General features: G+C 38.3%; 16 protein-coding genes, 1 other RNA gene and 1 other annotated feature (1 of these 18 cut by a window edge). Of the genes, 14 read left to right on the top strand and 3 right to left on the bottom strand.

Features of this window, described 5'->3' with window-relative positions; translation table 11 throughout:
* Positions 1-33 (top strand) — a sequence feature (ribosomal protein L10 leader region); it begins 84 nt to the left of the window's first position.
* A 26-nt stretch (positions 34-59) separates the two neighbouring features.
* The 3 genes from rplJ to mprF all read left to right on the top strand — a co-directional run bounded on the left by rplJ (position 60) and on the right by mprF (position 3,692).
* The gene (gene rplJ, locus AC6UD6_RS06735) at positions 60-578 is read left to right on the top strand and encodes a 50S ribosomal protein L10 (RefSeq protein WP_500694474.1); all 519 of its coding nucleotides are present in this window, start codon (positions 60-62) and stop codon (positions 576-578) included.
* Between the two features lie 38 nt (positions 579-616).
* Entirely contained in the window at positions 617-982 is a 366-nt protein-coding gene (gene rplL / locus AC6UD6_RS06730) for a 50S ribosomal protein L7/L12 (RefSeq protein ID WP_500694473.1), read from the top strand.
* Positions 983-1,106: 124 nt separating this feature from the next.
* On the top strand, positions 1,107-3,692 hold the full coding sequence (gene mprF / locus AC6UD6_RS06725; protein ID WP_500696147.1) for a bifunctional lysylphosphatidylglycerol flippase/synthetase MprF: 2,586 nt from the start codon (positions 1,107-1,109) through the stop codon (positions 3,690-3,692).
* Between the two features lie 47 nt (positions 3,693-3,739).
* Here mprF and nrdF read toward each other — a convergent pair whose 3' ends face one another.
* From nrdF to nrdH, 3 genes are all read right to left on the bottom strand, one after another.
* Positions 3,740-4,747, bottom strand: a complete 1,008-nt coding sequence (gene nrdF, locus AC6UD6_RS06720; protein WP_500696146.1) for a class 1b ribonucleoside-diphosphate reductase subunit beta — start codon at positions 4,745-4,747, stop codon at positions 3,740-3,742.
* 17 nt (positions 4,748-4,764) lie between these two features.
* On the bottom strand, positions 4,765-6,930 hold the full coding sequence (nrdE, locus tag AC6UD6_RS06715; protein WP_500696144.1) for a class 1b ribonucleoside-diphosphate reductase subunit alpha: 2,166 nt from the start codon (positions 6,928-6,930) through the stop codon (positions 4,765-4,767).
* 79 nt (positions 6,931-7,009) lie between these two features.
* Positions 7,010-7,240 carry a glutaredoxin-like protein NrdH gene (gene nrdH, locus AC6UD6_RS06710; RefSeq protein ID WP_500696143.1) on the bottom strand — a complete coding sequence of 77 codons (231 nt, stop codon included), beginning with the start codon at positions 7,238-7,240 and terminating at the stop codon, positions 7,010-7,012.
* Between the two features lie 159 nt (positions 7,241-7,399).
* On the opposite strand from nrdH, the gene AC6UD6_RS06705 reads away from it, so the two are divergent.
* The 11 genes from AC6UD6_RS06705 to AC6UD6_RS06655 all read left to right on the top strand — a co-directional run bounded on the left by AC6UD6_RS06705 (position 7,400) and on the right by AC6UD6_RS06655 (position 14,201).
* Positions 7,400-8,014, top strand: coding sequence for a class I SAM-dependent methyltransferase (locus AC6UD6_RS06705; protein ID WP_500696142.1), 615 nt, complete (start codon positions 7,400-7,402; stop codon positions 8,012-8,014).
* Positions 8,007-8,468, top strand: coding sequence for a nucleoside deaminase (locus tag AC6UD6_RS06700; RefSeq protein ID WP_500696141.1), 462 nt, complete (start codon positions 8,007-8,009; stop codon positions 8,466-8,468). The genes AC6UD6_RS06705 and AC6UD6_RS06700 overlap by 8 nt, the downstream gene beginning before the upstream one ends.
* A 50-nt stretch (positions 8,469-8,518) precedes the next feature.
* An RNA gene (ffs, locus tag AC6UD6_RS06695) (signal recognition particle sRNA small type) lies at positions 8,519-8,605 on the top strand.
* A 132-nt stretch (positions 8,606-8,737) separates the two neighbouring features.
* Positions 8,738-10,537 (top strand): DNA polymerase III subunit gamma/tau, encoded by a 1,800-nt coding sequence (gene dnaX / locus AC6UD6_RS06690; RefSeq protein WP_500696140.1) that lies wholly within the window; start codon positions 8,738-8,740, stop codon positions 10,535-10,537.
* Between the two features lie 14 nt (positions 10,538-10,551).
* On the top strand, positions 10,552-10,869 hold the full coding sequence (locus AC6UD6_RS06685; RefSeq protein WP_500696169.1) for a YbaB/EbfC family nucleoid-associated protein: 318 nt from the start codon (positions 10,552-10,554) through the stop codon (positions 10,867-10,869).
* Between the two features lie 14 nt (positions 10,870-10,883).
* On the top strand, positions 10,884-11,483 hold the full coding sequence (gene recR / locus AC6UD6_RS06680) for a recombination mediator RecR (protein ID WP_500694465.1): 600 nt from the start codon (positions 10,884-10,886) through the stop codon (positions 11,481-11,483).
* 10 nt (positions 11,484-11,493) lie between these two features.
* Positions 11,494-11,739 carry a YaaL family protein gene (locus tag AC6UD6_RS06675; protein ID WP_500696139.1) on the top strand — a complete coding sequence of 82 codons (246 nt, stop codon included), beginning with the start codon at positions 11,494-11,496 and terminating at the stop codon, positions 11,737-11,739.
* Positions 11,740-11,836: 97 nt separating this feature from the next.
* Positions 11,837-12,487, top strand: coding sequence for a dTMP kinase (tmk, locus tag AC6UD6_RS06670; RefSeq protein ID WP_500696138.1), 651 nt, complete (start codon positions 11,837-11,839; stop codon positions 12,485-12,487).
* A gap of 11 nt (positions 12,488-12,498) precedes the next feature.
* A complete protein-coding gene (gene darA, locus AC6UD6_RS06665) occupies positions 12,499-12,825 on the top strand; it encodes a cyclic di-AMP receptor DarA (protein WP_500696137.1) in 327 nt (108 codons plus the stop codon).
* Positions 12,826-12,837: 12 nt separating this feature from the next.
* On the top strand, positions 12,838-13,878 hold the full coding sequence (gene holB / locus AC6UD6_RS06660; RefSeq protein ID WP_500696136.1) for a DNA polymerase III subunit delta': 1,041 nt from the start codon (positions 12,838-12,840) through the stop codon (positions 13,876-13,878).
* Complete coding sequence (locus AC6UD6_RS06655; RefSeq protein WP_500694460.1) at positions 13,875-14,201, top strand: DNA replication initiation control protein YabA; 327 nt, start codon at positions 13,875-13,877, stop codon at positions 14,199-14,201. The genes holB and AC6UD6_RS06655 overlap by 4 nt, the downstream gene beginning before the upstream one ends.
* Positions 14,202-14,206 lie beyond the last annotated feature (5 nt).

Below are 14,206 nucleotides of genomic sequence, written 5' to 3'. Positions count from 1 at the left end.
TTTTGGCGAACATAGGGATTTTTTATTAAGTCCCAAAATACATTGGGAGGTGAAATAATATGCCAAAAAAAGAAGTTATTGATACTAAAGCCAAAAAGGTTGATGAAGTTGCTGACCAATTTCAAAAAGCTGTATCAGCAATTGTTGTTGATTACCGAGGTTTAAGTGTTGCTCAAGATACTGATTTACGTAAACAATTGCGTGATAATGATGTCTCAATGAGTGTTATTAAAAATAAAATTTTAGAGCGTGCTGCTGATAAAGCAGACGTTAAGGATTTGAAAGATACTTTTGTTGGACCTACTGCTATTGCATTTTCTGATGAAGACCCAGTTGCTCCAGCCAAGATTTTGAAGAACTTCGCTGATGATAATCCTGAACTTGAAATCAAGGGTGGAATTATCGAAGGGAAGATCGCTTCACTTGATGAAATCAATGAATTTGCTGCTCTACCAAGCCGTGAAGAATTGCTTTCAACTCTTGCTAACATCTTGAAAGATCCTATCCGTAAGGTTGCTTATGCTGTTAATGCCGTTGTTGATAAAGATGACAATGGTGACGATAGTGATGCAGCTTAATAAAAATAGATTAAATGTCCTAATAGGAGGAAATTAAAATGGCTTTTGATAAAGATAATATTATTGCTCAATTAAAAGAAGCTTCAATCACTGATTTAAACGACTTGGTTAAGTCAATCGAAGATGAATTTGATGTTTCTGCTGCTGCTCCAGTTGCAGCTGCAGGTGCTGCTGGTGGTGAAGGTGCTGCTAAGGATTCATACGACGTTGAACTTACTGAAGCAGGTCAAGAAAAGATTAAGGTTATCAAGGCAGTTAGAGATATCACTGGTCTTGGTTTGAAAGACGCTAAGGACTTAGTTGATGGCGCTCCTAAAGCTATTAAAGAAGGCGCTTCAGAATCAGATGCTAACGACATCAAGGACAAGCTTGAAGCCGTTGGTGCTACTGTAACTCTTAAGTAGGCGATGACTAAAAAGAACGTGCTTTTGCACGTTCTTTTTTTTGCCTTAATATTGTTTAAATAAAGTTGTTTTATGTCATAAAAATTGAGAGAATGAAGTTAGCCGATTTTTTGGGGGTTAACAATTGAAAAAAGCATTTAATAAAGTTATGGATTTCTATAACAAATATTCTGCTTGGATTAAGGGGATTTTTGTCACCCTGGTCCTTGTGTTTGTTGTTTATGAGGCGACCCACGTACTTTCTGAGATTAACGGAAAGGAAATGCGAGCGAGCCTTGCGTCACAGTCACCAACAACGTTAATTATTTTAACGATTTTAGGATTTGTGGCTGTGTTACCAATGTTAATATATGATTTTACCATTACGGAGTTTCTGCCTGGCAAGTTTAAACCGTCCTACATCGTCAAGAGCGGGTGGATCGTTAACACATTTACTAATATTGCTGGGTTTGGTGGCTTTCTTGGTGCTAGTTTGAGAGCCATGTTTTACAGTAAAAATGCTAGTAAGAAACAGGTATTATATGCCATTTCTAAGATTGCCTTGTTCTTACTGGCAGGACTTTCTACCTATTGTTTGGTTTCGTTAGTTTTGATCTTTGGATTTGGCATTGGATCTCAGTATGCCAAGGATTGGATTTGGTTAGTAGGTGGAGGAGTTTATTTTCCAGTGATTTTCCTAGTTACTAGATTCAGTAATTCTGAGTTTTTTAGTGATTTGACCTTAAAACGGGAGTTTCAACTGATCCTCGGTTCCTGCCTCGAATGGGGGAGCTGTGCCATGTTGTTTTTAATTATTGGATACTTCATGAAACTTAACATTAACCTTTGGGACGTTTTCCCCATTTTTATTGCTGCTAATGTTTTTGGAGTTGTCTCAATGCTTCCGGGTGGTCTTGGGTCGTTTGATACGATGATGATTGGTAGCCTGAGTTTACTTGGGGTGTCACCGACAATTGCTGCCGTGTGGGTGCTGTTGTACCGAATTTTCTACTATTTTCTCCCGTTTTTCGTGGGGGCCTTTCTCTTTTTCCACGAAATGGGAGCACGAATTAACAATTTTCTGGATGATATTCCGAAAACGATTGTTCATAGGTCGGCCCAGCTGATCATTACGATTTTTATGTACTTTTCGGGAATCATGATGATTTTGTATGCGACTATTCCTAATTTGGCTCTTGTTAATCCACTCTATTTATCACTGGCGCCATACACGCTGTTCTTTTTAGGACAGTTGTCGAACGTGATTATTGGGATTTTACTAATTGGATTAGCACGTGGGGTAGGATCAAGAGTCCACAAAGCTTTCTGGCCGACCGTTATCATTTTGTTGTTTGCCATTGCTAACACCCTGTGGAAAGAGGACTTTCCACTAAAATTAACGTTACTGTTAGGATTTATCATTATTTGTTTGTGGTTATCAAGAAAGGGTATGTACCGGCAAAAACTCACGTACTCGTGGGGAAATGCAATTTTTGACGGCATCATTTTTATTGGAACTTTCTTAATGTATTCCATCATCGGAATCTACATGAGTAATCATAACTTGTCTAGTAGACACGCTCCCATCAAAATGATGAATGTGTATCTTTTACCATCTGAACAGGTCTGGTTAACTGGATTTGTAGGCATTATCATTGCCTTTATTATCCTGTTTATGTTGTACAAGTACTTAACATATTCTCGCATCCCATGGTTGAATCAACCCTTTGATGAAGTTAGAATTCGCAATGTTATTCGCAAATTTGGTGGAAACGAAGTTAGTCACTTAGTCTTTTTGCGTGATAAAAAGGTTTACTTCTACGCTGAAGATAGTGAAGACGAAGTCATTTTCATGTATAAGCAGAAGGCGAATAAGTTAATTGTGATGGGTGAACCAATTGGAAATCAGGATAAATTAGATCCAGCGATTGACCAGTTCATGAGTGATGCTGACAAAGCTGATTTCTCCCTGGTGTTTTACGAAGTTGGAGAATCACTAACAATGTTACTTCACGAAAAGGGCTTTGACTTTATTAAGGCTGGAGAAGAGGGTCACGTTGATTTGACTGACTTTTCGCTCACCGGCAAGCGGCATCGAGGTGAACGGGCATTAATGCACAAGTTCGATCGGGAAGGCTATCGTTTTGAGGTTTTAGATCCACCATTTTCTAAAGAACAGATGGGTGAATTTAAACGAATTTCTGATGAGTGGCTCAATGGACGTGATGAAAAGGGCTTCTCTCTGGGCTTCTTTGATCCATATTATTTAAACCAGGCTCCAATTGCGGTCATTCGCGATAAAAATGATGCGATTGTAGCTTTTGCTAACATCATGCCAACGGGTGATCGAGTGATGACTTCGGTTGACTTAATGCGGTCGGGAAATGATGCTCCGTCTGGAATTATGGATGGAATCTTCATTCATCTCTTCAGGTATTCAAAGGATGAGGGTTACAAGTGGTTTAACTTAGGAATGGCACCCCTAGCTAATGTGGGTGAATCAAAATTTAGTTTTATTAACGAAAAAATTGCTCACTTAATTTATCAGTATGGTGATGCCTTCTATAGCTTTCAAGGATTGCGGTCTTATAAGCAGAAATACGTCGATAACTGGGTGTCCAAGTACTTCGTATACCGCAAGGATAATTCATTGGTATTCACGATGCTACAGCTCTTATCGGTGGTTAGTGAACGTCCCACGATTGAAAATGTTGAAGAAAATATGCCATAAAAAAGAGGTTTCAGAATTAATTCTGAAACCTCTTTTTAGTTGAACAATTATTTTGAGTTCTTTTTATTACCAATATCGTAGTCGGAATCGCTCATTGCTTCAACGTTACCAAGTCGATAACCGTTACCGACTTGGGAGAAGAAGTCATGATTGACCGTAGCAGTGGAGATTCCGTTCATAACGATTGGGTTAACGTCTGCTTCAGTATCAGGGAACATTGGATCTTGTCCTAGATTCATGAGGGCCTTATTGGCGTTATATCTAATGAAAGTTAAAACATCTTCAGACCATCCCACTTGGTCGTAAAGCAAATGGGTGTACTTTTCCTCGTTTTGATAAAGGTCGTACAAGAAGTTATACATCCAATCCTTTAAATCATTTTGTTCATTTTCACCTAATTGGTTGAACTGAACTTGGAATTTATAGCCAATGTATGTTCCGTGTACCGATTCGTCACGAATAATTAATTTAATGATTTCAGCAACGTTTGGAAGCTCGTTATGACCGAGGTACCAGATGGGAGTATAGAATCCAGAGTAAAAAAGAAAAGTTTCAAGGAACACACTAGAAATTTTCTTTTTTAATGGATGACCATCGTCATGGTATAACGAATAGATCTTTTTCGTTTTGTTTTGGAGGAATTCTTCTGTATCACTCCAATGAAAGATTTCATCAATTTCATCAGGGGTGTTTAAAGTTGAAAAAATGGATGAATAGCTTTTGGCGTGAACGGATTCCATAAATTGAATGTTATTTAAAACCGCAATTTCATGTTGGGTAACAGCATCATTTCTAAGGGCGGCCATTCCGTCTTGAGACTGTAAGGTATCCAGTAAAGTTAAGCCACCAAAAACGTGACCAACAATCCATTTATGATCATCGTCAAGCGAACGCCAATCCTTTAAATCATTTGACAAAGGAATTCTGGTATCAAGCCAGAACTGTTCGGTTAGTTTTTCCCAGGTGGCTTTATCAATCTCGTCGCCAATGGAATTCCAATTAATGGCCTTGTAGTTTCCCTGTAACTTTCCGGTTAAAACTTTATTAATGTCCATAAATTCCCTCCTAAAGATTAAATTACACAGCTTTCACACTCGTTAGCACCAACTTCAGTGTTGTCGTCGGTAAATGTCCGCACATAGTAGAGCGATTTAATTCCCTTTTTGTAGGCGTAATTACGAAGGATCGTTAAATCTCTGGTGGACATTTTGTTACTTCGACCGTCTTTCCATTCGTATAGCCCTTCAGGAATGGTTGAGCGCATGAAGAGAGTCAAACTCATTCCCTGATCGACGTGTTTTTGAGCGGCGGCGTAAACGTCAATCACCTTTCGCATGTCCGTGTCGTAAGCTGACTCGTAGTAAGGAATGGTGTCATTAGAAAGGTAGGGGGCCGGATAGTAAATTGTCCCGATTTTGGACTCTTGTCTGGCTTCAATTTTTTGAACAATCGGGTGCAGACTAGCGGTAGCATCACCGATGTAAGCAGTGGAACCGTTTGGAGCAACTGCCATTCGGTTTTGGTGGTACAAACCATATTCCATGATTGACTTCTTTAAATCTTCCCAATCTTTTTCAGTTGGAATAAAGACACCATCAAACAATGACTTGACTTTTTTGGAAGTTGGCTCCCAACTTTTATTTACGTATTGATCAAAATAAGAACCGTCAGCGTACTTACTCTTGTCGAAGTTATGAAAGACCTTCCCGCGATCCTTTGCCATTTGATTTGAGGCCTTTAAGGTCCAGTAATTTAATAACATGAAATAGGTGCTGGTAAATTCAATGGATTCCTTTGAACCATAATACATATGATTTTTAGCAAAATAAGAGTGAAGACCCATAGCTCCTAAACCAATTGAGTGACTTAATTCATTGCCACGTCTGACTGATGGAACAACGTTAATTGATGAATGATCGGTCACAAAAGTGAGAGCTTTGACCATGGCTTCGACTGATTTACCGAAGTCGGGAGAAGCCATCAAATTGACAACGTTCGTTGACCCTAAATTACAAGAAACATCGGTTCCAAGCTGTTCGTAATTTTGTTCATCATCAACAATTGATGGGGTTTGGACTTGCATAATTTCAGTACATAAGTTACTCATGACGATTTTGCCATCAACTGGATTGTCGCGATTGGCGGTGTCGATATTGATAATGTATGGGTAGCCGGACTCTTGTTGTAACTTACCAATTTCTGTTTCTAGTTCACGGGCCCTGATCTTCTTTTTGCGAATATTCTTGTTGTTGACCATGTTGTCGTATTCTTTAGTGATATCGACGTAAGAAAAGGGAACGCCATACTCACGTTCAACGTCGTACGGACTAAATAAGTACATATCTTCATTGTTTTTAGCTAGTTCATAGAATTTATCTGGGACAACTACACCCAGGGAAAGAGTGTTAACCCGAATTTTTTCGTCGGCATTTTCCTTTTTAACCCCTAAGAACTCGATGATGTCGGGATGGAAGACACTTAAATAAACAACCCCAGCACCGTTTCTTTGGCCTAATTGATTAGAATAGGTAAAACTATCCTCTAGTAACTTCATTACTGGAAGAACGCCGCTAGCTGCTCCTTGAATGTGTTTAATAGGGTCGCCGGCCGCTCTAAGGTTAGAAAGGTTGATCCCAACTCCACCACCAATTTTGGATAATTGAAGGGCCGAATTAATGGTACGACCGATGGTATTCATGTTATCGGTGGTTTGAAGTAGAAAACACGAAATCAACTCACCCCTGCGTTTCTTTCCAGCATTTAAAAAAGTTGGAGTGGCTGGTTGAAAGCGTTGATGAATTAATTCATCAGCAAGATCCATGGCAAGCTTTTGATCGCCATCAGCAAGAAACAAGGCGTTCATTGCGGTTCTGTCTATGTAGCTTTCTAAGTACATGGAATTGTCATCAGTTTTCATGGCGTATTGAGCATAAAACTTGTATGCAGCCATAAATGATTTGAAGTGAAAATCTTGTTTTTCCAAATACTTGTATAATTTTTCAATGAATGAAAAAGGATATTTATTTACAAAATCCTCTTCAATGTAATTATGCTTAATTAGATAATCAAAACGATCTTTTAAAGAATCAAACTTAACGGTATTTGGATTAACGTTTTCTTTGAAAAAGGCTTTTAAAGCTTCCTGATCTTTTTCCAATTGGATTCTGCCATCGACAGGGATATTAATTTCATTATTTAGTTCGTAATACGTAACATCGTGCAAATCTTTTAAAGACATATTGGATTACTCTCCCTTAATCGTGTCGTACAAAATATCTGAAACGTTGGTTTTGTACTATACTATAAATATGAAAAATTTAACCAACTAGTTTCTTTAATTGGTCAGGTTGAAACCCACTAAATGCTTCAAGTGCTTGACTCTCAACAACTGGAACAGCTTGAAAGCCTTCACCCTTCAGGTAATCGACGTATTCCGGATTTTCGGATGTGTTTTTTTCAACGAAGTCAACGTTGTGTTCGCTAAGGAAACGTTTTGTCATCTTGCATTGGATACAATTGTTCTTGGTAAATACAGTAATTCTTTTCATTTTGTTTCATCTCCTTGATATCTTTCACTTGATGAGTTTACTCTCAAAAAGTGAAATTTTCAACAGAAAAAAACACCATATATAGTGAAATTGATAGGAATTAGACGCTATATATAGTGTTTATGGTTTAAATATTATTTTTTTAGGATGTGATTAATTTTGAACGACTTTTATTATACCGCAAATCCTGATGTTAAACATGAGGAAAAACATTGGAACTTTTCTTTACTTAAAACCACGCTAAGTTTTGTGACAGACAACGGTGTGTTTTCTAAAAATACCGTGGATTATGGTTCGCGGGTTTTGATTAATAATGTCGATGTTAATGAAATGCCTCAGGGAGCAATCTTAGACATGGGATGTGGTTACGGCCCGATTGGTCTGTTTTTGGCCAAGACAGATCCAGAACGGCATTTTACTATGGTAGACGTCAATAATTTAGCGTTAAAACTGGCTAAACAGAATGCGGATCTCAATCAGATTGATAACGTAGATATCTTTGTTTCTGATGGGTATCAGAATATTTCCCAAAAGTATGCGGGCATTGTAACTAATCCCCCCGTTCGTGCCGGAAAAAAAGTTGTCGATGAAATGATTACGGGTTCTTATGACCACCTGGTTAATGATGGAACGTTGACGGTGGTTTTACAAAAGAAGCAGGGAGCACCCTCGGCTAAAAAATTAATGAATAAGGTTTTTGGTAACGTACAAATCGTTAAACGTGATAAGGGATATTACATTTTAAAGAGTAGAAAGGAAGTCATAAATGAATGAAAATGATGCGTATTTTATGGACCAAGCTTTAAATGAAGCTAACCATGCTTACGTCATTGGTGAAGTACCGATTGGAGCATTAATCGTTAAGGACGGTCAAATTGTTGGGAAGGGACATAATCTGCGTGAACACACGGAGATTGGAACCGAGCATGCTGAAATCATTGCGATTGAAGAAGCGTGTATCAATTTAAAGAGTTGGCGTTTAAATGATTGTGAGATGTACGTGACGGTTGAGCCTTGTTTAATGTGTGCTGGTGCGATTATTAATACTAGGATTAAAAGATTAGTATATGGAGCAAAAAATGAAAAAGCTGGAGCCGTTGAAAGTCTTTACCACACCCTAAATGATTTAAGACAAAACCATCAGGTTCAAGTGACAAGTGGATTGAAAGCCACCCAATCTGGTAGTATGATGAAGAAATTCTTTAAAGATAAACGCAAATCACGGTAATATTCCTAGACATTTGTGGATTTTTCGGTTATGATAATTAATGCCGTAAGGCCCTGAAGCAAGGGCAGACTTACGAACCGTGTCAGGTCCGGAAGGAAGCAGCACTAAGTATCTTTTGCCTTGTGCTTCTCGTTTTTAGAAATTAAACTCCTAGTCGTTTGACTGGGAGATTTTTTTTGGACAAAATGTCGTTTAAAGTTATTAGCATTTCGTCAATTTTCAAGATATAATAATTAATGGTACCAATTCTCGGCGAAAGGAAGCATTTCATGAGTTATCAAGCACTATATCGGACCTGGCGTCCACAAAGATTTGATGAAATTGTTGGGCAGCCAGTCATTACTCAGACTTTAAAAAACGCATTGATAACTAACCAAATTAGTCATGCGTATTTATTTACGGGTCCCCGTGGAACGGGAAAAACTTCCGCCGCTAAAATTTTGGCTAAAGCGGTTAACTGCCCTAATTTAAAGGATGGCGAGCCCTGTAATGAGTGTGCAACGTGTCTAGCGATTAATAAGGGTGCGTTTAATGATGTCATTGAAATTGATGCTGCTTCTAATAATGGGGTCGAAGAGATCAGAAATATTCGCGATAAGGCGAAGTATTCCCCAACGGAAGGTAAATATAAAGTTTATATCATTGATGAAGTGCATATGTTGTCGACGGGGGCCTTTAATGCCTTGCTTAAAACACTAGAAGAGCCGCCGGAGCACGTCATTTTCATATTGGCTACCACTGAACCCCAAAAGATTCCTGCTACCATCATTTCACGAACGCAACGTTTTGATTTCAAGCGAATCAAGGCTAGTGATATCCTGCAACGAATGGAATACATCCTTTCAAAAAAGGGCATTGAGTACGATGACAAGGCGCTAAGGGTAATCGCTAAAAGTGCTGAGGGTGGGATGCGTGATGCACTTAGTATCCTTGACCAAGCTCTTTCCTACAGTAATGATAAGGTGACATATGAAAGTGCCTTGTCAGTCACTGGCAGTGTCACCAGGGATCGAATTCAGTCGTACTTTGAGGCCGTTTTTAATTCAGACGTTTCGACGGGTTTAAAAATGGTTCAAGAAATTCTTGATGACGGCAAAGACGCTAATCAGTTTATTGAGGACTTAATTGATTATTGTCAGAACATTTTGTTATATCATCAGGATCCAGAAATGGTCCAAAAGAGCGAACTTGGCCTTTTAGGCGACAATTTTAAGACGATTGCTGATAAGGTGGATAGTAATTTAATATATCATTACGTTGAAATTATGAGTGACGTTCAAAGTCAGATGCGTTATTCGTCTCATCCCGATGTTTATTTGGATATTTTAACGGTTAAACTGGCAAATCAAAAAGAAAGTGACCCAGATAACGAATCAAAAAGCGATGATAAGGATACGAAAGTTTTAAAAAAGCAACTGTCTGAGCTGCAAAATCAAGTTAGTGAGTTAAAGTCGGAACTGGGCAATGGGTCAACATCAACTGATGATGATAAGCAACCTAAATCAACTAAATCTAAGCCAATCGCTGATTCCTCTCATTATGATTCCACCAAACAGGTCCGAGTTAATTTGACGAAAGTTTACGATATCCTAGAAAAGGCCACTAGAAAAGATCTGACTACTTATCAGGATATCTGGCAGGAATTACTTCAGTCGTTGTCGGTCACGCAACGAGCCGTGATGCATGTCTCAAACCCCGTTGCTGCGAGTGATAAGGGAGTTGTTGTTGCCTTTGATTATGGCTTTTTGTATCAGAAGGCTGGAACCGATGGTGATTTGATGGATGCACTTCAAAATGGCCTTGATCGTATTTTAGGATTTGTTCCAATGGTGGTGTTTGTACCAAATGATGAATGGCCACAACTTAGAAGTGATTACCTTAAAAATCACCGGTCTCATAATGAAAAAAATCGTTCAAACTCCAAGTCAGAAAAGATGACTTCTAATACGAATAAAGCTTACGAAAAACAAGAACAAACTGAGACGACCAAAGATAAAGATAACAATGATTCGGTTAATACTGCCAAGCAGATGTTTGGTGATGATATAATTGATGTTAAAGATGATTAATTAAAAGGAGAATAATTATGAACGGAATGAACATGGGAAAGATGATGCAAAAAGCTCGTAAGATGCAACAACAAATGCAAAATGAACAAGAAGAAATTGAGAAGAGTGAATTCACTGGAAAAGCTCCAGAAGATATGGTGACCGTTACCTTTACTGGTGACCGCAAGATGAAGGACATGAACGTCAAACCAGAGGCCATTGATCCAGACGATCCAGACATGCTCTCAGATCTAGTGATCAGTGCGGTTAACGATGCACTTTCACAGATTGAAAAGACCACTCAAGATAAGATGGGAAAGTATACCAAGGGAATGAATATTCCAGGTATGTAGAAGAAGGGATTTAAATGCAATACCCAGAACCAATTGCTAAGCTAATCGATAGTTACATGCATTTGCCAGGAATTGGCAGAAAGACCGCCACTAGATTGGCATTTTATACGGTTGATATGAATAAAACCGATGTAAAAAACTTTGCGGATGCCTTAACTTCAACTAAGAATGATTTGCGTTTTTGTTCAATTTGCGGCAATATCACCGAGACCGATCCTTGTGAGATCTGTACCGATGAAAGTCGTGATCAAAGTAAGATTATGGTAGTGGAACAGTCTAAAGATGTGATGACGATGGAAAAAATGAAGGATTATAATGGTCTTTATCACGTTTTACACGGAGTGCTTTCCCCCATTGAGGGGAAGGGTCCTGAAGACATCAATATCAGCTCTTTAATTAAACGACTGCAAAAAAACGAAGAAGTTAAAGAAGTCATCATTGCTACTAATGCCACTCCCGAGGGAGAAGCAACGGCGATGTATTTGGCAAAGTTAATTAAGCCAGCAGGCATTAAAGTTACCAGATTGTCTCATGGACTGTCAGTTGGAAGTGATATTGAATATGCAGATGAGATGACCCTTTCAAAGGCAGTTTCTGGACGCACCGAAATGTGAGGGATGAACGATGTTTTCGTTATTTAGATATAGTTCTATGAAGCAAAATTATGATGACCAATTGCTTGATACCATCAATTTTTTAAAAAATGATTGGGATCAGGCCGTGCAAACTGAACAAGCCGTTTCCGAAACGGACAGTCACTTATTTGCACAAACGATGCTTACAAAGCAAAAATACATGTTTATGTATCGGCAAGCACGAAAACGAAACATTAAAAATGATCGGATTCAACCGTCAGTATATGAAAACTAAACGTAAGCCAGCTAGATCCTAGCTGGCTTTTTAAATAGACAATAAATATAACTTAAAGTACAATGAAAATAGCAAAAATGCTGGGACTGAATCTAATATGACTGGACAATTTATTACATTTGAAGGCACTGATGGTGCTGGAAAAACCACCGTTTTAAATCAGGTGGTTGATAAAATTAAACCAATGCTTAAAGACCAATTGCTAACTACTCGTGAACCAGGTGGAAACCAAGTCTCCGAGCAAATTCGGCAGATAATTTTGAATAAAAACGAGTCAGATATGGATGACCGTTGTGAGGCGCTTTTGTTTGCGGCGGCCAGAAGAGAGCATTTAGTTAAGACCATTTTGCCAGCTTTAAAGGCCGGTCAATTAGTTTTGTGCGACCGCTATCTTGACAGTTCAATTGCGTATCAAGGAGCGGGCCGAGAACTTGGTGAAAACGCCGTTTTATCAATGAATCAGTTTGCTACTGAGGGTTTAATGCCTGATACCACCATTTATTTTGACGTCCCAGTCGACGTTGGATTAGACCGCATTGCTGAACATCGGAGTGGGGAAGTTAATCGTTTGGATCTTCAAGAACACGATTTTTACGTTCGGGTTCATGAAGCTTATGATGAAATTGCCAAACAGAACCCCAAGCGGGTTATTAAGGTTGATGCTACTAAGCCAATTGAACAAGTAGTAGATCAGGTCATTTCCGTGTTGTATAAGAGAGCAGCTAGATATTTTAATGAAAGTAAATAGGAGGATCAGTTATGAAGTTAATTATTGCAATTATCCAAGATAAGGATGCAGCCAAATTACAATCTGAATTCATCAAACATAAGATCCAGGCAACCCAATTATCCACTAAGGGTGGATTCTTGAAGGCTAAAAACGTCACTTATTTGATTGGAGCTAAAGATGATAAGGTCGACGAGATTTTGGATATCATTAAAACAACCTGTGAAACTAGAAAACAATACATGACGCCACCAGTTAGTTTAGCTGGAAGCATTAGTGAGACGTCTTACCCAGTTGAAGTTCAGGTTGGAGGAGCAACGGTTATGATTTTGCCAATGGAATCATTAAATCGCTTCTAGTTAGTTAATATAATGGTAGAAGAAACTTTAGCTCAGACCATAATTAAACAGGCTACCCAAAAACAAGCTACTTTAACACAACACTTTATGGGCGTTATTTCGGCTCAAGATCTCAGTCACTCGTATCTTTTTTCGGGTTCGGATGGTTTGGGAAAATTAGCGGTTGCAAAGACGATTGCAATGCGTTTGTTTTGTAATAACGTTCAAAATGGCATGCCATGTGGCATCTGTAATGAGTGTGTCCGGATCGCAGAAGACGAACATCCTGATGTGGTGATGATCAAACCCGATGGCAGAAGTATCAAAGTTGATTCAATTCGACATTTAAAACATGAATTTTCTAAAAGTGCGGTTGAAGGAAACAAGAAGGTTTTCATTATTGACGGGGCCGATACGATGACTACTAGTGCTGCTAATAGTCTTTTGAAGTTTATTGAAGAGCCAAATGGGCAAGTTAATTCCTTTTTACTTACCAATGACTATCGAAAGATATTACCAACCATCATATCTAGAACGCAGTTAGTAGAATTTCCAAAAATTAACGAAGATAACTTGATTAAGTACGTAACTGATAGAGGATTATCGAAAACGTCTAGTAATCTTATTTTAGAATTAACTGAGGACTTATCTTCAATTGATAAAATGCTTGAAGACGGTTGGTTTAACAAGGTTAAAGAGATAGTTGAGCACTGGTTTAATGAATTAGTTAATGATGATTATCGCGCTTTTACGAGCGTTCAAATTAGCTTTATACCTAATATAACGGGTCAGTTTGAACAACAGATGACTTTAAAAATGATTTATCAAATTTTTAAGGATGTCTTTGATGTCAAGTTTAGGGAATTAAAGCCTGATAGTTTAGGGTTTGGTGATCAGTATTCCCTTTTGAAACAGATGGCTAACCAGTTATCAGATGATCAATTAATTGAAATCATCACAACGGTCTTGAACAGTGCCAAAAAACAAGATCTAAACGTTAGCTTCCAAAATATTTTGGAGGTTATTACCCTGAAATGTTTAGCAGTCATTGAAGGAGGAGCAAAAGTCGATTGAAAGAATCAGATGTTAACGAAGAATTTAATAATTTGGAATCACAATCGGAATTAATGAGTGAAAAAATTGGTGATCTTCGGGATGAAATTGATAAAGTCATCGAGGAAAATTCAGAACTGAAGATTGAAAATGAACATCTTCGAGAGTTAATTTCGGGAAAAGATGGGAAAAACAAAAAGAAGCAGCAACTTTCGATGTCTAAGAAGAATTTGGAAAAGTTGTATAACGAGGGATTTCATGTTTGCACACAGTTTTATGGAAAACGGCGTAACAGTAATAGTAGTTGTATGTTTTGTACCGATATCATTTACGGAGAAAGGTAATTCCA

Source organism: Fructilactobacillus sp. X8R2C1 (assembly GCF_059900955.1).
The sequence above is the reverse complement of the archived record's forward strand: the minus strand, read 5'-3'. Positions and strand labels throughout refer to the sequence as shown.

Coding starts and splice junctions, on each gene's coding strand:
- rplJ (WP_500694474.1), top strand. CDS start 60: ATGCCAAAAAAAGAAGTTATTGATACTAAAGCCAAAAAGGTTGATGAA.
- rplL (WP_500694473.1), top strand. CDS start 617: ATGGCTTTTGATAAAGATAATATTATTGCTCAATTAAAAGAAGCTTCA.
- nrdF (WP_500696146.1), bottom strand. CDS start 4,747: ATGGACATTAATAAAGTTTTAACCGGAAAGTTACAGGGAAACTACAAG.
- nrdE (WP_500696144.1), bottom strand. CDS start 6,930: ATGTCTTTAAAAGATTTGCACGATGTTACGTATTACGAACTAAATAAT.
- nrdH (WP_500696143.1), bottom strand. CDS start 7,240: ATGAAAAGAATTACTGTATTTACCAAGAACAATTGTATCCAATGCAAG.
- AC6UD6_RS06700 (WP_500696141.1), top strand. CDS start 8,007: ATGAATGAAAATGATGCGTATTTTATGGACCAAGCTTTAAATGAAGCT.
- dnaX (WP_500696140.1), top strand. CDS start 8,738: ATGAGTTATCAAGCACTATATCGGACCTGGCGTCCACAAAGATTTGAT.
- recR (WP_500694465.1), top strand. CDS start 10,884: ATGCAATACCCAGAACCAATTGCTAAGCTAATCGATAGTTACATGCAT.
- AC6UD6_RS06675 (WP_500696139.1), top strand. CDS start 11,494: ATGTTTTCGTTATTTAGATATAGTTCTATGAAGCAAAATTATGATGAC.
- tmk (WP_500696138.1), top strand. CDS start 11,837: ATGACTGGACAATTTATTACATTTGAAGGCACTGATGGTGCTGGAAAA.
- darA (WP_500696137.1), top strand. CDS start 12,499: ATGAAGTTAATTATTGCAATTATCCAAGATAAGGATGCAGCCAAATTA.
- holB (WP_500696136.1), top strand. CDS start 12,838: ATGGTAGAAGAAACTTTAGCTCAGACCATAATTAAACAGGCTACCCAA.